18 protein-coding genes and 1 tRNA gene are annotated in these 19,665 nt (G+C 55.3%); 13 read left to right on the forward strand and 6 right to left on the reverse strand.

The annotated features are described in order from the left end of the window. Positions 1 to 77 precede the first annotated feature (77 nt). The 3 genes from groL to ACREYP_RS20370 all read right to left on the reverse strand — a co-directional run bounded on the left by groL (position 78) and on the right by ACREYP_RS20370 (position 2,669). On the reverse strand, positions 78 to 1,724 hold the full coding sequence (groL, locus tag ACREYP_RS20360) for a chaperonin GroEL (RefSeq protein WP_008453770.1): 1,647 nt from the start codon (positions 1,722 to 1,724) through the stop codon (positions 78 to 80). A 40-nt stretch (positions 1,725 to 1,764) separates the two neighbouring features. Next, the gene (locus ACREYP_RS20365; protein ID WP_008453772.1) at positions 1,765 to 2,058 is read right to left on the reverse strand and encodes a co-chaperone GroES; all 294 of its coding nucleotides are present in this window, start codon (positions 2,056 to 2,058) and stop codon (positions 1,765 to 1,767) included. A gap of 134 nt (positions 2,059 to 2,192) precedes the next feature. Continuing rightward, on the reverse strand, positions 2,193 to 2,669 hold the full coding sequence (locus tag ACREYP_RS20370; RefSeq protein WP_008453773.1) for an FxsA family protein: 477 nt from the start codon (positions 2,667 to 2,669) through the stop codon (positions 2,193 to 2,195). Between the two features lie 344 nt (positions 2,670 to 3,013). Here ACREYP_RS20370 and aspA point away from each other — a divergent pair, with 344 nt between their 5' ends. The 6 genes from aspA (at position 3,014) to ACREYP_RS20400 (ending at position 8,827) form a co-directional block, all read left to right on the forward strand. Further along, positions 3,014 to 4,450, forward strand: a complete 1,437-nt coding sequence (aspA, locus tag ACREYP_RS20375; RefSeq protein WP_008453774.1) for an aspartate ammonia-lyase — start codon at positions 3,014 to 3,016, stop codon at positions 4,448 to 4,450. Between the two features lie 115 nt (positions 4,451 to 4,565). Beyond that, a complete protein-coding gene (locus ACREYP_RS20380) occupies positions 4,566 to 5,867 on the forward strand; it encodes an anaerobic C4-dicarboxylate transporter (protein WP_008453775.1) in 1,302 nt (433 codons plus the stop codon). Positions 5,868 to 5,954: 87 nt separating this feature from the next. Beyond that, complete coding sequence (cutA, locus tag ACREYP_RS20385) at positions 5,955 to 6,278, forward strand: divalent cation tolerance protein CutA (protein WP_008453776.1); 324 nt, start codon at positions 5,955 to 5,957, stop codon at positions 6,276 to 6,278. Continuing rightward, the gene (locus tag ACREYP_RS20390; protein WP_498881033.1) at positions 6,254 to 8,023 is read left to right on the forward strand and encodes a protein-disulfide reductase DsbD; all 1,770 of its coding nucleotides are present in this window, start codon (positions 6,254 to 6,256) and stop codon (positions 8,021 to 8,023) included. The genes cutA and ACREYP_RS20390 overlap by 25 nt, the downstream gene beginning before the upstream one ends. Positions 8,024 to 8,061: 38 nt before the next feature. Then, positions 8,062 to 8,637 (forward strand): transcriptional regulator, encoded by a 576-nt coding sequence (locus tag ACREYP_RS20395; protein WP_336818271.1) that lies wholly within the window; start codon positions 8,062 to 8,064, stop codon positions 8,635 to 8,637. Between the two features lie 114 nt (positions 8,638 to 8,751). Next, positions 8,752 to 8,827: transfer RNA gene (locus ACREYP_RS20400), tRNA-Phe, on the forward strand. Positions 8,828 to 9,300: 473 nt separating this feature from the next. On the opposite strand, the gene ydgU is transcribed toward ACREYP_RS20400, so the two are convergent. Then, on the reverse strand, positions 9,301 to 9,384 hold the full coding sequence (gene ydgU / locus ACREYP_RS20405; protein WP_456297838.1) for a small membrane protein YdgU: 84 nt from the start codon (positions 9,382 to 9,384) through the stop codon (positions 9,301 to 9,303). 81 nt (positions 9,385 to 9,465) lie between these two features. After that, positions 9,466 to 9,945: an acid resistance repetitive basic protein Asr gene (gene asr / locus ACREYP_RS20410; protein ID WP_166867317.1), complete on the reverse strand. Its 480-nt coding sequence runs from the start codon at positions 9,943 to 9,945 to the stop codon at positions 9,466 to 9,468. A 234-nt stretch (positions 9,946 to 10,179) separates the two neighbouring features. On the opposite strand from asr, the gene ACREYP_RS20415 reads away from it, so the two are divergent. Continuing rightward, a complete protein-coding gene (locus ACREYP_RS20415) occupies positions 10,180 to 10,473 on the forward strand; it encodes a DUF1330 domain-containing protein (protein WP_008453781.1) in 294 nt (97 codons plus the stop codon). A gap of 24 nt (positions 10,474 to 10,497) precedes the next feature. Here ACREYP_RS20415 and ACREYP_RS20420 read toward each other — a convergent pair whose 3' ends face one another. Then, on the reverse strand, positions 10,498 to 12,177 hold the full coding sequence (locus ACREYP_RS20420) for an ArnT family glycosyltransferase (RefSeq protein WP_336818270.1): 1,680 nt from the start codon (positions 12,175 to 12,177) through the stop codon (positions 10,498 to 10,500). A 389-nt stretch (positions 12,178 to 12,566) separates the two neighbouring features. Here ACREYP_RS20420 and ACREYP_RS20425 point away from each other — a divergent pair, with 389 nt between their 5' ends. From ACREYP_RS20425 to yghU, 6 genes are all read left to right on the forward strand, one after another. Further along, positions 12,567 to 14,711 carry a TonB-dependent receptor plug domain-containing protein gene (locus ACREYP_RS20425; protein WP_498881034.1) on the forward strand — a complete coding sequence of 715 codons (2,145 nt, stop codon included), beginning with the start codon at positions 12,567 to 12,569 and terminating at the stop codon, positions 14,709 to 14,711. Then, positions 14,711 to 15,553, forward strand: coding sequence for a heme/hemin ABC transporter substrate-binding protein (locus tag ACREYP_RS20430; RefSeq protein ID WP_336818268.1), 843 nt, complete (start codon positions 14,711 to 14,713; stop codon positions 15,551 to 15,553). Before ACREYP_RS20425 ends, ACREYP_RS20430 begins: the two co-directional genes overlap by 1 nt. A gap of 29 nt (positions 15,554 to 15,582) precedes the next feature. Then, positions 15,583 to 16,929 carry a heme anaerobic degradation radical SAM methyltransferase ChuW/HutW gene (gene hutW / locus ACREYP_RS20435; RefSeq protein ID WP_336818267.1) on the forward strand — a complete coding sequence of 449 codons (1,347 nt, stop codon included), beginning with the start codon at positions 15,583 to 15,585 and terminating at the stop codon, positions 16,927 to 16,929. Next, on the forward strand, positions 16,926 to 17,423 hold the full coding sequence (hutX, locus tag ACREYP_RS20440; RefSeq protein WP_336818266.1) for a heme utilization cystosolic carrier protein HutX: 498 nt from the start codon (positions 16,926 to 16,928) through the stop codon (positions 17,421 to 17,423). The genes hutW and hutX overlap by 4 nt, the downstream gene beginning before the upstream one ends. Next, entirely contained in the window at positions 17,420 to 18,043 is a 624-nt protein-coding gene (locus ACREYP_RS20445; protein ID WP_008453791.1) for an SDR family oxidoreductase, read from the forward strand. The genes hutX and ACREYP_RS20445 overlap by 4 nt, the downstream gene beginning before the upstream one ends. A 114-nt stretch (positions 18,044 to 18,157) precedes the next feature. Continuing rightward, positions 18,158 to 19,003 (forward strand): glutathione-dependent disulfide-bond oxidoreductase, encoded by an 846-nt coding sequence (yghU, locus tag ACREYP_RS20450; protein ID WP_336818265.1) that lies wholly within the window; start codon positions 18,158 to 18,160, stop codon positions 19,001 to 19,003. The last annotated feature ends 662 nt before the right edge of the window (positions 19,004 to 19,665 follow it).

Raw genomic sequence — 19,665 nt, forward strand, 5'->3', positions numbered from 1 at the left:
ACCAGAGTGTGAACAAAAGAAAAAACCCCCAGACATTTCTGACTGAGGGTTTCTTTAACACAAGGTGCTAAGGCGAATTACATCATGCCGCCCATGCCACCCATGCCGCCCATACCACCAGCAGCGCCTAAGTCAGGAGCATCGCCTTTAGGCAGGTCGGTGACCATGCACTCGGTAGTGATCATCAGGCCCGCCACGGAAGCAGCGTACTGCAGAGCAGAACGGGTAACTTTGGTTGGGTCCAGGATACCGAAATCGATCATGTTGCCGTATTCTTCGGTCGCGGCGTTGTAACCGTAGTTACCTTCGCCCGCTTTCACCGCGTTGGTGACAACGGATGGCTCTTCACCGGCGTTAGAAACGATCTGACGCAGAGGAGCTTCCATCGCGCGCAGCGCAACTTTGATACCCACGTTCTGGTCTTCGTTCTGAGCGGTCAGGCCAGCCAGTTTAGCGGCAACGCGAACCAGCGCTACACCACCACCAGCAACCACGCCTTCTTCAACCGCAGCACGGGTAGCGTGCAGGGCATCGTCGACGCGAGCTTTTTTCTCTTTCATTTCAACTTCGGTAGCCGCACCAACTTTGATTACCGCTACGCCGCCTGCCAGTTTCGCTACGCGCTCCTGCAGTTTTTCGCGGTCATAGTCAGAAGTTGCTTCTTCGATCTGCTTACGGATCTGACCAACGCGGCCCTGAATAGCGGCTTCTTCACCCACGCCATCGATGATGGTGGTGGTGTCTTTGTTGATCACAACGCGTTTAGCCTGGCCGAGGTCTTCCAGGGTCGCTTTTTCCAGCTCCATACCGATCTCTTCAGAGATAACGGTACCGCCGGTCAGGGTAGCGATGTCCTGCAGCATAGCTTTACGGCGGTCGCCGAAGCCTGGTGCTTTAACCGCAGCCACTTTCACGATGCCACGCATGGTGTTAACCACCAGGGTAGCCAGCGCTTCGCCTTCAACATCTTCAGCGATGATAACCAGCGGTTTGCCTGCTTTCGCAACGGCTTCCAGCACTGGCAGCATTTCACGGATGTTGGAGATTTTTTTGTCAGCCAGCAGGATGAACGGGCTTTCCAGCTCAACAGCACCAGTTTCTGGCTTGTTGATGAAGTATGGGGACAGGTAGCCGCGGTCGAACTGCATACCTTCAACCACGTCCAGTTCGTCTTCCAGACCGGTACCGTCTTCAACGGTGATCACGCCTTCTTTACCGACTTTATCCATCGCTTCAGCGATCAGTTTACCTACGGTTTCGTCGGAGTTAGCGGAGATAGTACCAACCTGAGCAATCGCTTTAGAGTCAGAGCACGGCACGGACAGCGCTTTCAGCTCTTCAACAGCGGCAACAACGGCTTTATCGATACCGCGTTTCAGGTCCATTGGGTTCATGCCCGCAGCAACGGCTTTCAGACCTTCGGTGATGATAGCCTGAGCCAGTACGGTTGCGGTGGTGGTACCGTCGCCTGCAGCGTCGTTCGCTTTAGAGGCAACTTCTTTCACCATCTGTGCGCCCATGTTTTCGAACTTGTCTTCCAGCTCGATTTCACGCGCTACGGAAACGCCATCTTTGGTGATGGTCGGTGCACCGAAAGATTTATCCAGAACCACGTTACGGCCTTTAGGACCGAGGGTAACTTTCACTGCATCTGCAAGTACGTTAACGCCGCGCAGCATTTTTACACGAGCGTCGTTACCGAATTTTACGTCTTTAGCTGCCATTTCTTCTATTCCTCAAATTCGTTCAGGTTCGTGCGTCAAATTACGCTTCAACAATTGCCAGGATGTCGCTTTCGGACATGATCAGCACTTCTTCGTTGTCGATTTTCTCGGACTTCACGCCGTAGCCATCGTTGAAGATAACGATGTCACCCACTTTCACGTCCAGCGGCTGCACGCTACCGTTTTCCAGGATGCGGCCTTTACCGACAGCGATGATCTCGCCACGAGTTGATTTGCCCGCTGCGGAGCCAGTCAGAACGATGCCGCCCGCAGATTTGGACTCAACTTCTTTACGCTTGACGATGACACGATCATGTAATGGACGAATGCTCATTGATAGCTCTCCTTTGAGAAAGTCAGTATCAGATAGTTAGGTAACGCCGTCCCACAGGGGTAATCGGCTGGTGACCTGATTAATGGGGATGCGCTTTCCCCCCTTCAAGGGGGGAAAACAAAAAAAACTAAAATTTAACGATCATCCCGGTGCTGGTCGTCGAGGCGCTTTGGCGCGTCGTCTTTACGCTGGAACTCACCGTCGAATGTATTGCCCCCTTCACTACCGGCGCTAAAACCGCCGCCAGGCATGCGGGAGAAGCGCAAATGCGGCATCAGCTTGAGCGTGAGGTGCTTTTGCACCGGCGGCAACAGCAGCAGCAGACCGAGGAAGTCGGTAAAAAAGCCCGGCAACAGCAGCAAAATACCGGCCATGATCAGCGAAACGCTTTTGATCATCTCCGCCGCAGGGCTTTCGCCTGCCGCCATCTTCTGCTGCATCAGCATCAGGTTTTTAAAGCCCTGGTTACGCACCAGAGAAAGGCCAATCACCGAAGTGAAAATGACCAGAATCAGGGTCATAAAGACCCCCAAAACGTGTGCCACCTGTATGAACAGCGAAATTTCGATGTAAACATAAAGGAAAACGGCAATAAGAGGGATCCAGCGCACTATACGCTCCTGTCATCGGGCGAGCCCGTAAATGGTCTCGCGAAAAATAGATTAGCAATTACGCATAGGAGGGAGATGGCGACGCTGTAGACAAAGATCAATGTTTATTGCGTGAATTTTTTCTGGAAATTTTCAACTGTTGACCTATATCACATATTAATAATTGTTATGCGTGGCGGCTTTTAATAAGTGATCCAGGTTACTGCTTTTCGCTATCATCAGCATATCATCACGTCAACGCGGTCGAATATGGACATAATCGTCGGCCTATTAAGCTCACAACCACATTTCGTGTGTGTGAATAAAACAGTGCATTTATCTGCAGCTTTACTAAGAAGGTTCACATGTTAAATAACATTCGTATCGAAGAAGATTTGTTGGGTACCAGGGAAGTGCCAGCGGATGCCTACTACGGCGTTCATACTCTGAGAGCGATTGAAAACTTCTACATTAGCAACAGTAAAATCAGTGACATACCGGAATTTGTACGCGGTATGGTGATGGTAAAAAAAGCGGCGGCAATGGCGAACAAGGAACTGCAAACCATTCCTAAGAGCATCGCGAACACCATCATTCAGGCCTGTGATGAAGTCCTGAACAACGGCAAATGCATGGATCAATTCCCGGTAGACGTCTACCAGGGCGGCGCCGGTACTTCCGTCAACATGAACACCAACGAAGTCCTCGCTAACATCGGTCTGGAACTGATGGGCCACCAGAAAGGTGAATACCAGTTCCTGAACCCGAACGACCACGTCAACAAATGCCAGTCCACTAACGACGCCTACCCAACCGGCTTCCGCATCGCAGTTTATGCTTCCATCGTGAAACTGATCGATGCCATTAATCAGCTGGGCGAAGGCTTCCAGCGTAAAGCGGTTGAGTTTTCTGAGATCCTGAAAATGGGCCGCACCCAGCTTCAGGACGCTGTTCCGATGACCCTCGGTCAGGAGTTCCACGCGTTCAACGTGCTGCTGACTGAAGAGACTAAAAACCTGCTGCGCACCGCTGAACTGCTGCTGGAAGTGAACCTTGGCGCAACCGCCATCGGTACCCGCCTCAACACGCCAGATGGCTACCAGCAGCTGGCCGTACAGAAACTGGCAGAAGTCAGCGGCCTGGCCTGCGTACCAGCAGAAGACCTGATTGAAGCCACTTCCGACTGCGGCGCATACGTAATGGTGCACAGCTCCCTGAAGCGCCTGGCCGTGAAAATGTCCAAAATCTGTAACGACCTGCGCCTGCTCTCTTCCGGCCCGCGCGCTGGCCTGAACGAAATCAACCTGCCAGAACTGCAGGCGGGTTCTTCTATCATGCCGGCCAAAGTGAACCCGGTTGTCCCGGAAGTGGTGAATCAGGTTTGCTTCAAAGTCATCGGCAACGACACCACGGTGACCATGGCATCCGAAGCAGGTCAGCTGCAGCTGAACGTGATGGAGCCGGTGATTGGCCAGGCAATGTTCGAATCCATTCATATCCTGACCAACGCCTGCTACAACCTGCTGGAAAAATGCATTAACGGCATCACCGCGAATAAAGAAGTGTGTGAGAGCTACGTGTACAACTCCATCGGTATCGTGACCTACCTGAACCCGTTCATTGGCCACCACAACGGCGACATCGTCGGCAAGATCTGCGCAGAAACCGGCAAGAGCGTGCGCGAGGTCGTGCTAGAGCGCGGCCTGCTGACCGAAGCCGAGCTGGACGATATCTTCTCCGTCCACAACCTGATGCACCCGGTCTACAAAGCTAAGCGCTATACCGATGAAAGCGAACAATAACTCATCCACATAAACGCCAAAAGGCACGTCCAGTCGGACGTGCCTTTTTCATTTTAACGGTATACGAAAACATAACATTTCATTTTCATCTCATTTAAATCTCAAGGATGCAATTATGTTTGGTGCTGAACTCGTGGTCGTCCTGCTGGCGATCTATCTCGGGGCAAGGCTGGGAGGGATCGGTATTGGTTTTGCCGGTGGTCTCGGCGTGCTGGTGCTTACCCTTATCTTCCAGATCAAACCGGGGGCAATCCCCTTCGACGTGATTGAAATTATCATGGCGGTGATCGCCGCGATTGCGGCCATGCAGGTCGCGGGCGGCATGGACTACCTGGTCAGCCTTGCGGAACGCATGCTGCGCCGCCATCCGAAATACATCACCTTCCTTGCGCCACTGGTCACCTGGTTTATGACCATTCTGGCCGGGACCGGCCACACGGCCTTTTCCACGCTGCCGGTGATTACCGAAGTGGCAAAAGAGCAGGGCATTCGCCCTTCTCGCCCGCTTTCTATCGCCGTTGTCGCCTCACAAATTGCCATTACGGCATCGCCGATTTCCGCTGCAGTGGTGTTTTTTGCCGGCATTCTGGAGCCGATGGGCGTGAGCTACCTGACGCTGCTAGGTATCTGTATCCCGGTCACGCTGATTGCCGTGATGCTAACCGCGGTGGTGTGTAACTTCCTCGGCTGCGAGCTGAAAGACGATCCGGTTTACCAGGAACGTCTTGCCAAAGGCGAAGTGAAGCTGCGCGGTAGCCAGGTCTTCGAGCTGAAGCCGCACGCCAAGCGTTCGGTGCTGCTATTCCTGATCGGTATTGTCGCCGTGATGTTCTATGCCACCGCGATCAGCGACACCGTCGGCCTGATTCAGAACCCGGTTCTGCCGCGTAACGAAGCGATTGTTGTGTTTATGCTCACCATCGCCACGCTGATTAGCATCACCTGTAAAATCGACACTGGCGAAGTGCTGAACGCCAGCACCTTTAAGTCCGGCATGAGCGCCTGTATTTGCGTACTCGGCGTTGCATGGCTGGGCGATACCTTCGTTAAGTCCCATATCAGCGACATTCAGGCGGTTGCCGGTGACCTGCTGAACGGTTACCCGTGGCTGCTGGCTGTGGTGCTGTTCTTCGCGGCCACCTTGCTCTATTCCCAGGCAGCCACAACGAAAGCGCTGATGCCTGCGGCCCTGCTGCTCGGCGTCACGCCATTAACCGCCGTCGCCTCTTTTGCAGCGGTATCTGCGCTGTTCGTCCTGCCAACCTACCCGACGCTGCTGGCAGCGGTCGAAATGGACGACACCGGCTCAACCCGTATCGGCAAATATGTGTTCAACCACGCCTTCCTGATCCCCGGCGTCATTGCCATTACTTTGTGCGTTATCCTCGGCTTTATCATCGGCGGGATCGTACTGTAAATCTCCGCCAGACGCGGGCTGCAATGCAGCCCGTTTTCTTCTGCTCATGTTATAGTCATCGCACTTTCTTCTCAGATGAGGTTTGCGATGTCGATGACCCAGGCTGTCGTTGTACTCTGTACCGCCCCGGATGAAGCCACCGCGCAGGATCTGGCCGCGAAAGTGCTGGCGGAGAAACTTGCCGCCTGCGTGACGCTGCTGCCGGGCGCAACTTCGCTCTATTACTGGGAAGGAAAGCTGGAGCAGGAGTACGAAGTCCAAATGCTGCTCAAGAGCGACGTGGAACACCAGGAGGCACTGCTTGCCTGCCTGAAAACCCATCACCCTTATCAAACGCCAGAACTACTGGTTCTGCCAGTTGCACACGGAAACAGTGAATATCTCTCATGGCTCTACGCATCATTACGCTAGTCCTGCTGTTATGCAGTTCGCAGGCCTTCGCCGGGCTGTTTGACGCCCAGAATAAAACGCAGTTTGTCCCGGTCGACCAGGCTTTTGCCTTTGACTTTCAGCAGGCCGAGCACAAGCTGACGCTCAGCTGGCAGATAAAACCCGGCTATTATCTCTATCGCCAGCAGATCAAAGTGGTGCCCACCAGCGCGGACATTACGCCCCTGGTTATGCCTAAAGGCACCTGGCACGAAGATGAGTTCTACGGCAAAACGGAGATCTTCACCCAGCAGCTAACTCTGCCCATTACGGTAAATGCCGCCAATAAAGGTTCGTCCGTCAGCGTCACTTACCAGGGCTGCGCCGAAGCCGGATTCTGCTATCCGCCGGAAACGCGCGTTGTGCCGTTGAGTGCTATTGCTGCGTCGGCTAATGATGCCAATGTGTCTTCCTCCCTCTCCCCATCAAGAGACGAGGCCAATATTTCTTCCTCCCTCTCCCCTTCTGGGGAGAGGGCCGGGGTGAGGGGAACAGACAGCTCCGCCCCCGCATCGCTCCCCTTCTCCGCGCTGTGGGCCTTCCTGATCGGCATCGGCATCGCCTTCACGCCCTGCGTGCTGCCGATGTACCCGCTCATTTCCGGCATCGTACTAGGTGGTAAACAACGCCTGTCCACTGCCCGGGCGCTGCTGCTGGCTTTTGTATACGTCCAGGGCATGGCGCTGACCTACACCGCACTCGGTCTTGTCGTTGCCGCCGCAGGACTCCAGTTCCAGGCGGCACTCCAGCACCCATACGTGCTGATTGGCCTGTCGGCGCTCTTTATCCTGCTCGCCGCCTCGATGTTCGGTCTGTTCACGCTGCAGCTGCCCTCGTTGCTGCAAACGCGCCTGGCGCTGATGAGCAACCGCCAGCAGGGCGGCTCGGCGGGCGGCGTCTTTGCTATGGGCGCGCTGGCCGGGCTTATCTGCTCGCCGTGCACCACCGCGCCGCTTAGCGCTATCCTGCTGTACATCGCGCAAAGCGGAAATATGTGGCTCGGCGGCGGCACGCTTTATCTTTACGCGCTGGGCATGGGCCTGCCGCTAATCCTGATTACCGTCTTCGGTAATCGCCTGCTGCCGAAAAGCGGGCCGTGGATGGAAAGCGTCAAAACCGCCTTTGGTTTTGCGATTCTGGCGCTGCCGGTCTTCCTGCTGGAACGCGTGCTGGGCGACATCTGGGGGCTGAGGCTGTGGGGCCTGCTGGGCGTCGCCTTCTTCGGCTGGGCATTTATCACCAGCCTTGGAGCGAAGAAGCCCTGGCTACGCGTGTTGCAAATTATTCTTCTGGGTGCCGCGCTGGTGTCCGCTCGTCCGCTGCAGGACTGGGCTTTTGGCTCTCCGGCATCCGTTCAATCCGTCCCTCACCTCAGCTTTAACAAAATAGCCAACGTTGAGCAGCTCGACGCCGCGCTAGCCGGGGCGAAAGGCAAACCGGTGATGTTAGATTTGTACGCCGACTGGTGCGTGGCGTGTAAAGAGTTTGAGAAATACACCTTTAGCGATCCGCAGGTGCAAAAAGCGCTGTCTGGCACCGTTTTACTGCAGGCCGATGTCACGGCAAATAACGCCGACGACAAAGCCCTGCTGAAGCATTTACAGGTGCTTGGCCTGCCAACCATTTTATTCTTTGATGCTAACGGCGTTGAACAACCGGCAGACCGCGTAACAGGCTTTATGGACGCCTCCGCGTTCAGCGAGCATTTGCGCAATCGCAGCCAGTAAACAACACTTGATCCGTTGGGAAACGTAAGGAGAAAACCGTGCAACGCGAAGAAGTTTTAGAGCACGCCCTGCATGTCCTTGAACGTAAAGGCATTGCCAGCACGACGCTGGAGATGGTGGCGAAAGAAGCCGATTATCCGCTCGCTGAGATTCGCCAGTTCTGGCCCGACAGCGAAGCCCTGCTGTACGACGCCCTGCGCTACTTAAGTTCGCAGGTGGATGTCTGGCGGCGTCAGCTGATGCTGGACGAAGAGTTAACGCCGGAGCAAAAGCTGCTTAAGCGCTACCACGCCCTGACCGAATGCGTGAGCAATCAGCGTTATCCCGGCTGCCTGTTTATTGCCGCCTGCACCTTCTACCCTGATGCCGCGCACCCGATTCATCAACTGGCTGACCAGCAGAAAAAAGCGGCCTGGGAATACACGCACGAGCTGCTCACACAAATGGAAGTGGACGACCCAACCATGGTCGCGCACCAAATGGAATTGGTGCTGGAAGGCTGCCTGAGCAAGCTATTGGTGAAGCGTAGCCAGGCTGATATCGACACGGCCAGAACCCTTGCGGAAGATATTCTGCGCTTTGCGCTGTGCCGCACCGGCGGGGCATTAACCTGAAGCACGTCTTTTTGCTGTCTTTGACTGAAAAGCAGGCAATCAGCATAGTTTTAGGTAATTTTTATGACAAAGCCGTTGACGCCTGGCGGCCTTTACGGTTTAATGCGGCCCGTTGCCCGGATAGCTCAGTCGGTAGAGCAGGGGATTGAAAATCCCCGTGTCCTTGGTTCGATTCCGAGTCCGGGCACCACTATTTAGAAGAACCCGCCTATGGCGGGTTTTTTGCTTTTGGCGATACGGACTCTGCATCGAACTGAAAGTCGATTATTCGTCTCATCCCTGAGACTCACCCCATAAGGGGCCAGCGCAAGCGCTGTTCAAAAACGTTCCTGACGTTTTAGTATTCGTCTCATCCCTGAGACTCACCCCATAAGGGGCCAGCGCAAGCGCTGTTCAAAAACGTTCCTGACGTTTTTGTCCGAGTCCGGGCACCACTATTTAGAAGAACCCGCCTATGGCGGTTTTTTTGCTTTTGGCGATACGGACTCTACATCGAACTGAACGATTACTCGACTGCATCGACATCGCCCTCTTCCAACCACTTTTCCAGAGCCAAATAAAAACTACAGCGCTAATCTGCACTAGTATCTCAACCAGGCGCTGGCCTGTATTTCTGAGTAAAGCAGGGGCTGGTGGTTTTTTAGAACTCAGGAAGAACAGAATCTACTGAAGCCAAAAATTCAGCGTGATTAGGCCGCAGGTCAGCAGCGCGGTGAGGATTAATTCGAAACTGTAGCGTCGCAACATTATCTGAACTCCAGAAAGAAACACCCGGCAAGCCGGGTGTTTGTGTTAACGCTTCAAGCTAACGGGGTTGCCCCGTCAAACTTATGCAGCTGGCTTAACAGCCGGTTTTGCAGCAACTTTGTGATGTTTTTTCACGTGTTTCTTAGCAGCCTGCGCTTTCTGAGCAACAGGTTTTACTGCTTTTTTGTGATGCTTTTTAGCAGCCTGAGCCTTCTGTGCCGCTGGTTTTACTGCTTTTTTGTGGTGCTTTTTAGCAGCCTGAGCCTTCTGCGCAGCTGGTTTTACTGCTTTTTTGTGGTGCTTTTTAGCAGCCTGAGCTTTCTGCTCGGTGGCTGGCTTAGCGGCTTTTTTGTGTTTCTTTTTAGCGGCCTGTGCTTTCTGAACGGCAGCTTTTTTGTGTTTCTTGTGGTGCGTTACTTTTGCCGCTGGCGCTTTAGCAGCAGGCGCAGCGGCGGTGGTTGCCGGCGCAGCAGCTGGTGCGGTAGCGGTAGTGTCAGCAGCGAAAGCGGCGGAAGACAGACCCATAGCAGCGGCAACAACCAGAGCTAATACTTTTTTCATTTCGACATCCTCGAATTTGTTTTCGTGTTTACCCCACTGCGGGGCCGTTGAAATGAACTATAGGCGCGTGGAACAAACTCTTCAGTGAGTGATTGGTATCGGCGTGTAATGAAATGTACAACGTCAAATTGAGCGATGAGCCACCACAGCATGCCGCCTCTTTCCGGCAACACGGCCGTTCACCGCTGTGCTAGATTGGCTGACAAACAGCCTTCCCCCCTACAGGAGCAAAGCATGGCCGCATACTGGATTGCCCACGTCACCGTTCACAACCCTAAGCAGTATCAAAACTATATCGATTTATCCCCGGCGGCCTTTACGCGCTACAACGCCCGCTTTTTGGCGAGAGGCGGCAAAGCGGAAGTTGTAGAGGGTGATGCGGCTTTCGCCCGGCATGTCGTCATTGAGTTCGCCGATATGGAGACGGCGCTGGCCTGCTACCACTCACCGGAATACCAGCGCGCTCGCCAGGAAAGGGCCAGCGTCGCAGAAGCGATGATCACTATTGTAGAAGGCCTGCCTGGCTGAGCCTTGTAAACCCGGCCCAGGTTTTTAGTCGTTATTTTCTGAAACGTCCCGGTACACCATCAGGTTGTTACGCTTCTCACCGGGGCGATTATCTTCCCAGAAAAAAACCATTCCCTTCGGCGCGGGCTGCAGCTTGTCGCCCAGCACAATCAGCCAGCGGCAGCGCTCAGGCTGGCGGAAGGTTGTTTGTGGCTGATGCAGGATCCCGGCAAAGTAATAAAGCATCGGCGCCTCTGACTCCCCCAGCCGGTAAGAAGCCATGCAGTCATCCGCCAGGTACTGCCCCGCCAGATGGCTTTTGAGATCCTTAAATACCCCAGCATAACCTTTGCTGTAGTCGAACCAGCCCACCATTAACGTGAACGCCACGCTCCAGACAACGGTCACGCCTAACCCCCAACTGAATGCTGCGCGCAACACCGGGTTGAGTGCCGCAGATAAACGCCCCCGACAGATCCACAGCGCGGTAACGACCAGGGCAAACACAAACGGCGGCCAGGATAAATGCAGCTCGTAGCTCGCCGGCAGCCAGCGCTCAAGCGGAGCCAGCCAGCCTTTTTGATCGCCACCCACCTTAAGCAGATAAATGCCCCAAACCCCCGCAAGCGAAGCTGACCATAACGCGACGGCAAAACAGGAGAAATAACGCAGTGCTTTCTCTTTTATTGCAGGTAAAAGCTGGGATCCCAATATAGCCATCGGGGCCACAAAGGGCATTAAATATAAAGCGCGACTGGTGGCCGACATCTGCAGAATAATAATGCCGAGCAACGGAAAAAGCGTAATCACAAACTCATCCGGGCTTCTCAACCGCTGAAGTGGATGACGAAGAAAATAAACTGTCGCCAACATCCCGGCTGGCAGAGCAAAAAGCGCAACGGCCTCAGGCACACGCATCAGGTTTGCTTTCGCGCCCAGCTTAGCAACGGAAAAGCCAAGAAAACGGCCAATGTTATTTTCCCAAAACCACGCCATAAAAAGGTCGGGATGTTTACTGTAAAGCAACACTGGCCAGGGAAGAATAAAAATAAGCGCTAGTAGTCCTGAGAGAATAACCGGATACCAAAATGCTTTAGTCCGGCATTGTGTAAAAAAGAAAGCGCTTAAAAATAAAGTTATCCATAATACGCCGGGAATAAATACGCCTTTGGATAACATCGTTGCTATTGTGCCCAGGCCTAACCATACCGCCGAGGCGGCCACTTTCTCCTGGCGAATCAACCCGACAATGCCATACAGCGCCATGGTTGCGCCTGCGGTGAGCGCGGTATCGCTGAACATATCATGGCTGTGGCGCAGGATGCCCGGGGCGCTGATATAAACGGCGAAGGCCAGCCAGATACGGTAATCTACCAGGCTTTCACTGCGGAATACTCTTCTCGCCAGCAGAATAAAGAAGGAAAAATTAATAATTGAAAACAAAAGCGTCGCACTTCGGGCAGCATCGTGGAGCGGCATCATACCGGAAAATAAATGCGCCATTAGCGTTGCCGTCCAGTAATAAAGCGGCGGCTTTTCCATAAACGGCTCACCGGCGTTCACAGGCACTAACCAATTGCCCGTTTCATACATGGTTTGAATGACGCCGAAGGTATAGTTTTCATCCTGCTTCCACGGCGTATGGCCGTATATTCCCGGTAGCAGATAAATAATAAGGAAACTAATAAATAAAAGGAGTATTTTCCCGTCCCTGTGCTGCAACATATAAACATCACCCCTTTACATAAATTGGCTAATTGTTTCTGGCTGTATCTCATCGGAAACACATTCGGGATAATAATATTTTCCCACCACAGGACATTACAAAGCGCCAATGCAATGGAAAATAAACGGCATTCCTCTTTCCAGACTCACTGCTTTTTTTTGTAGGTTCGTTGAGGAAATAAACAGGTTAGCAACATAAAAGTGATACGTTCTGCGCCCGGGCGCAGAAAGTTACCCCTCTTTGGCAGGCTCACCGCGCACGGGCCCATCTCCTTTGACCAAAATCAAAGTTGCATCTGGTTAGCAGGTTAAACGGTGGATATGTACGCTACTCCTGGCTATAAAGGCGAACGATAATAAATATCATTAACGTTCACAAGGATGGGTTTATGCCAGGGAAATGTGAAACCTACGCAACCTTTTCAGTCGTACCTCTGTTGATTGCCGGCGCACTTACCGCACCGGATAGCGCTTTCGCCGAGACAAACACCGCGCCTGATGACACGATTATCGTCAGTGCCAGCCGCACGGAAACCAACCTCTGGAACAGCCCGGTTACCGTCCAGGTGGTTGACAGCAAAACGCTGGAAAACTCCACCAGCGTCTCCATTGCAGACGACCTCAAAGATATTCCCGGGGTAGAAGTCACCGATAACGCGCTCGCGGGCCGCAAGCAAATCCGCATCCGGGGCGAAGCCTCATCGCGCGTGTTGATTCTGATTGATGGTCAGCAAGTCACCTACCAACGCGCCGGGCAGGACTACGGCGCGGGGCTGCTGGTGGATGAATCGGCTCTGGAGCGTATTGAAGTCATTAAAGGCCCCTATTCCGTGCTCTACGGCTCACAGGCCATCGGCGGCGTGGTGAATTTCATCACCAAAAAAGGCGGTGATAAGCCGTTGGCCGGGCTGGTCAAAGCAACCTGGAACTCCGCCACCGCAGGCTGGGAGGAATCCGCCGCCGCCTGGGGCAGCATCGGCCAGTTAGACTACCGCATCAACGGCAGCTACTCGGACCAGGGCAACAGAAAAACCCCGGATGGGCGGCTGGATAACACGCACTTCCGCAATAACGGCCAGGGACTGTGGCTGGGTTACCGTTTCGATCGTCAGAAAATTGGCCTGTCTCTCGACCGCTACAGCCTCGCCACGCAAACCTGGTACAACGATCCAGACCAACAGTTCGACGCCTTTAGCGTCAGGATCCCGAAAATGACGCGGGAAAAAATCGGGCTGTTTTACGACCTTGATGTCGACGGAAATTACCTGAAAAAAATCCATCTGGATGCCTACAGCCAAACCGTCGAACGCCGGTTTAACAATGAAGTCGCGACTACACAGGTGATTCCTTCGCCGGCCATTCAGGCGCTAAGCGTAAAAAATCAGACCCAGACCAACGACAAGCAGTACACCCAGGGCGTCACGCTGCAAACAAACTTCTCCCTGCCCGCCGGGAACGATTTGGTGCTTGGGGCGCAGTATCAGCACGACAAGGTAGACCAGAGCGGCAGCGGCTACACGCGGCAGACGGCCAAAACCGGGATCTTTGATATTGAAACCCACAGCCAGTCGCAGGACAAATCGGAACAAAGCAATACCTCACTGTTTGCGCAGAACGCCTGGCACCTGGCCGATGACTGGACATGGACGGCGGGCGCCCGCCAGTACTGGCTCTCCTCCAAACTCATTGATAGCAGCACACAAAAAACCGAAGGCGGCGTTACAACCCACACCGCAACCGGCAACAAATCCGCCAGCGATAGCCAGTTCGTGGCGGCGACCAGCCTGAACTACTCCGGGTTTAAAGATATCGAGCTGCGTGCAGCCTTTGCCCAGGGCTACGTCTTCCCGACGCTGGTGCAGCAGTTTATGCAGACTTCCGCCGGCGGCGGCGTGACTTACGGCAACCCTGATCTGCGCCCGGAACACTCCAACAACTACGAAATTGGCGCCCGCTACAAAGGCAACCTGTGGCTGATTGACAGCACGGTCTACTATTCCGAAGCCAAAGATTACGTCGCATCACGAGCCTGCGAAGGGCAAGCCCTCTGTCTGGGGAACAGCGGCAGTTCCCGGGCCAACTACCGCTTTTATGACAACATCAACCGGGCCAAAACCTACGGCATTGAGCTGAGCGCGGAGTACAACGGCTGGGCCGTCTCCCCTTACCTGAGCGGCAATCTCCTGCGTCGTCAGTATGAAAGCGACTCGCTAAAAACCTGGGATACCGGCGAACCTGTCGTCAATGGCCGCTTCGGGGTCAGACATACGCTGATGCTTAACGCCATGAATATCACCTCCGACGCCTTTATTCGCGCGGCCTCCCGTGCCAAAGAAAACACCGGTGACAGTGAAAGGCGCTACTCCGGCTGGGCCACGTTAAACCTGGCCGTCAACGCCGAGTTTGGTGACAACGACCAGTACCTGGTCAACCTGGCGCTGAACAACCTGACCAACAAACGCTACCAGACCGCCCACGAATCTATCCCGGAAGCGGGCTTCAACACGGCCATCGGCTTTGGGTGGAAATTCTGATGAAGAGACATTTTTTTGCCGCACTGCTAGCGCTGACGACTTCTTTTTCCAGCCAGGCTAGCGAGCGGCTGGTCGTCGCTGGCGGCTCCCTGAGCGAGCTTGTTTATGCCCTCGACGCGGGTAGCCAGATGGTTGGCGTAGATGAAACCACCACCTGGCCGCCGGAAACGGCAAAGCTGCCGCACATCGGTTCCTGGATGCAGCTCAGCAGTGAATCCATCTTGTCGCTGCGCCCCGGGCGCTTCATTACCTGGCAGGACGCCGGGCCGCACATCGTCATCGGGCAGTTGGAAAAGGCAAAGGTGAATGTCCTGCAGCTCCCGCGAGTGCCCGCCACCGTCGAGCAGATGTACACCAACATTCAAACTCTGGCGATGACCTTACAGCGCCAGCCGCAGGGAGAGGCGCTGATTGCCAGCCTTAAACAGCGGCTGGAGGTGATTAGCAAACGTAACGCGCTGAAGCCACACCCCGTCAAAGCGATGTTTATTCTCTCCGCAGGCGGCAGCGTGCCGCAGGTTGCCGGCGCGGGCAGCGTGGCCGACTCCATCCTTAGCATGGCCGGAGCAAAAAATATCGCCCGGCATCGTCAGTACCAGAGCTACAGCACCGAGGCGATGATCGCCGCCAACCCTGAGGTCATCGTCGCGACGACTCAAATGACCCAGGGCAACCCCGAAGCGCTGAAGGCCATTCCCGGGATCACCCATACCTCCGCCTGGAAAAACAAGCGGATAGTCATTATCGATCAGGCTTTGATTCTGGGCATGGGCCCGCGCGTCGCAGAGGCCGTGGAACTGCTGCATCACCAGTTTTGGCCCGAGTCCGGCCAGAAAGATTAAGGATTACTTTGAAATGAGCGATGTTGAACATGAAACCTGAACTGGATCTCCAGGCGCACTTTGCGCTCCCCGGCGGGCAACCCTTTAAGGATCGTCACGCTACCATGCCGTGGCGCGGCGCAATGCCCATCGCCAAAGAACAGCTGGAGCACACCTGGCAACAGGTGATTACCAGCCCAACGCCTCCCGGCAAAAGGCTGGTTTACCTCCATATTCCCTTCTGCGCAACGCACTGTACCTTCTGCGGTTTTTACCAGAATCGTTATGAAGCAGACCACTGCGAACGCTACACCGACGCGCTGCTCAGGGAAATCGAGCTGGAGGCCAGCAGCCCGCTGCACCAGTCGGCCCCCATTCACGCCATCTACTTTGGCGGTGGCACGCCTTCGGCGCTGTCAGCTAAAGATTTAGCGCGGATCATTACCGCCTTGCGCCGCAGCCTGCCGCTGGCCCCGGACTGCGAAATCACCATTGAAGGCCGGGTGCTGAATTTTAATGATGAGCGCATCGACGCCTGCCTCGACGCCGGAGCCAACCGCTTCTCCATCGGCATCCAGTCGTTTAACAGCAAAATCCGCAAAAAAATGGCGCGCACCTCCGACGGCCCCACCGCCCGACGCTTTATGGAAAACCTCTGCAAACGCGATCGTGCCGCCGTGGTCTGCGATTTGCTGTTTGGCCTTCCGGGGCAGGATCAAAAGCTGTGGGCCGAAGACCTGGCTATCGCGCGGGACATCGGCCTCGACGGGGTCGATCTTTATGCCCTGAATTTGCTACCGCAAACGCCGCTGGGTAAAGCTGTAGAAAACGGACGCGTCACGCTGCCTTCCCCAGCCGAACGCAGGGATTTGTACCTGCAGGGCTGCGACTTCATGGACAGCGCAGGCTGGCGCTGCATCAGCAACAGCCACTGGGCGCGCACCACGCGGGAACGCAACCTTTACAACCTGCTGATTAAACAGGGGGCAGACTGCCTGGCCTTTGGCTCCGGCGCGGGCGGCTCGGTTAACGGCTACTCCTGGATGGTTGAACGCAACCTGGAGACCTGGCACGCCGCCGTCGCCGCCGGAAAAAAACCGCTGATGATGATGGCCCGCACCACTGACCCAGGCTACCGCTGGCGGCATCGCCTCCAGGCAGGCATTGAAACCGCCCGCGTGCCTCTCGACGAGTTAACCGCCGATGCGCATCTGCTCCAGCCGCTGCTTACCCAATGGCACGACTCCGGCCTGACCCGGGATGACTCAACCTGCCTGCGTCTGACCGACGAAGGCCGCTTCTGGGCCAGCAATATCTTCCAGTCGCTGCAGACGCTGGTTGCCGCCCTCAATACCCCCATAACAACGGACAAAAAACCACAAGGAGCAACGCTATGACTTCCGTTTCCCTCGCCGATTACTTAAAAACCCAGCCGGACGGCACGCTGGAATCTATTGCCGCACAATATAATGTCACCCTGCTGGATGTTGTCTCCCAGCTCCCCGCCCAGGCGCTGGTTAGCGGCGAGCAGTTCGACACCGTTTGGGACACCGTTGTCGAATGGGGCAGCGTCACCACGCTGGTACACACCGCCGATGTGATTATTGAATTTTCCGGGGAACTGCCCTCCGGCTTCCACCGCCACGGCTATTTCAACCTGCGCGGCAAAAAAGGCATGACGGGGCATATCAAAGCGGCCAACTGCACCCACATCGCGTTGGTGGAGCGCAAGTTTATGGGGATGGACACCGCCTCGATTCTGTTCTTCAATCAGGCGGGCAGCGCGATGCTGAAAATCTTCATCGGGCGCGACGATCACCGCCAATTACTGGCAGACCAGCTGGCAGCTTTTCGTGCGCTGGCAGAGACACTTAAGGGAAATATTGCATGACGCCATGGTTAATTTTTGGGGCCGGGGGCAAGGGCGTAGGCGCGCTAACCGCGAAGCTGGCTTTGGCAGAAAATCGCCCCGTTGTTGCACTGGTGCGTAACGAAGAGGCCGCCGCAAAACTGCGTGAGGCAGGTGCCCAGGTTATTATCGGCGACGCCTGCGACGCAGACGCTGTCGCAGAAGTCTGCCGCCTGGCGGGCAAGGACGCCACCGTCATTTCGACGATGGGCGGTTCACAGGATTACCAGGCGCACCGGACAGTTATCGACTGCGCCGAAAAAGCCGGGATCTCACGCATGGTGCTGGTCACCTCTTTAGGCTGCGGAGAAAGCTGGGCTTATTTATCCGACCGGGCAAAAGCGGCCTTTGGTCAGGCGGTACGGGAAAAATCCCTCGCCGAAAGCTGGCTGCAAACCAGCACGCTGAACTTTGCTATTGTTCGCCCCGGTGGCCTGCTTCACGGTGAACCCACCGGCAAAGCTGTGCTGAGCCAGACCCCCGAAATTCACGGTATGGTCATGCGGGCCGATGTCGCCGCGCACGTCGCAGAACTGGCAAAATCCTCCCACCTGAATCACCAGGTTTACGGCCTCGTTGAACCGGGGCTGAAACCAGCCTGATGCCACGCCGGGCTTTCGCTTTTCTGGCGGTATAGCCCGGCAGGCTCTTCCCTCTTGCTACACTTCAAGATAGTTTCATCAGATAACTAACCTGAAAAGAAGGCAGATCACGCGATGTCCGAACACAACTACCAGCCCCCAAAAGTCTGGACCTGGAACAAGACCGAAGCCGGTCAGTTCTCCAGCATCAACCGCCCAATTTCCGGCCCGACTCATGAAAAAACGCTGCCTGTCGGCAAACACCCGCTGCAGCTCTACTCGCTCGGTACGCCGAACGGGCAGAAAGTCACGATTCTGCTGGAAGAGCTGCTGGCGCTGGGCATCAGCGGGGCAGAATACGATGCGCACCTGATTCGCATCGGCGAAGGCGACCAGTTCTCCAGCGGATTTGTGGAAGTGAACCCAAACTCTAAAATTCCGGCGCTGTTTGACCACTCCGTCACGCCGCCGCTGCGCGTGTTTGAGTCCGGTAACATCCTGCTTTATCTCGCGGAAAAATTCGGCCACTTCCTGCCGAAGGACATCGCCGGGCGCACCGAAGCGCTGAACTGGCTGTTCTGGCTGCAGGGTTCCGCCCCTTATCTGGGCGGCGGCTTCGGCCACTTCTACCACTATGCCCCGGTCAAAATCGAGTACGCCATCAACCGCTTCGCGATGGAAACCAAGCGTCAGCTGGACGTGCTCGATAAACAGCTGGAGAAAAACCGCTTTATCGCCGGAGATGATTACACTATCGCCGACATTGCTATCTTTACCTGGTACGGCGCGCTGGCGAAAGGCGGCCTGTATGAATCCGCCGAGTTCCTCGACATAGCCTCCTACAAACACTTTGGCCGCTGGGCCGATGAAGTGGCTAACCGCCCGGCGGTGAAGCGTGGCCGCATCGTGAACCGCACCTGGGGCAATGTGCAGTTGGCCGAGCGCCACAATGCTTCAGATTTTGATGCATTAGGGTTGTAGGCCTTTCACACCAATCCTCTCTCGGGAAGGGGGAGGATCTATTTCATATCGTAGTTTTTCCGTTCACCAATAGATCGCTTTCCCCTGAACGTTCCCGGCACGGTGAACGTGTCCGGGGGATAACGCCATCCCCCGAACAGCCCCGGCGCCCGGCGAGCTCATCGCCGCTGAAGCGGTAAACCCACCGGCTATCACCCAAACATTCGGGGTCGTTCGCGATTCGTTCCCGACGATCGCTCTCTTTCGCTGTTCCCGACAGCTCAACCCCGCCTGAGTTGGGTCATCACCGGGGGCGATGAGAGCCGGGGACAAGGGCGTGGCTTTGAGATCTGAAGCGAATATAACGTTTAAACGTTGCTGTAGGTTAAAAGCGAGGCACGGTTCCGGCTTAAATCGCCTCTGTTTTCTCTCCGACTGGCCAGGGTCCGGGCGTCGGGAACGGCCGGAGGCTGAGAGCGTCGGGAACGCATCTCAGCCGACCCAGGACTGGGAGATAAAACGGAGGTCTGCCGCTTCAGCGGTCGATTTATTTCGCCGGGAGTCCGGGGTCTCGGGGGAGTGACGGTGGCTCCCCCGAGCCGTTCACGGATACGGTGGCTGTATATAAAACAGGGGGAGAAGTGAACGGACCTTAGCCTGTCCGGCATAGACCGAGAGCTTTG

This window comes from Enterobacter sp. TMH.L2 (assembly GCF_050847315.1).
In the GTDB taxonomy this organism is placed as follows: domain Bacteria; phylum Pseudomonadota; class Gammaproteobacteria; order Enterobacterales; family Enterobacteriaceae; genus Cedecea.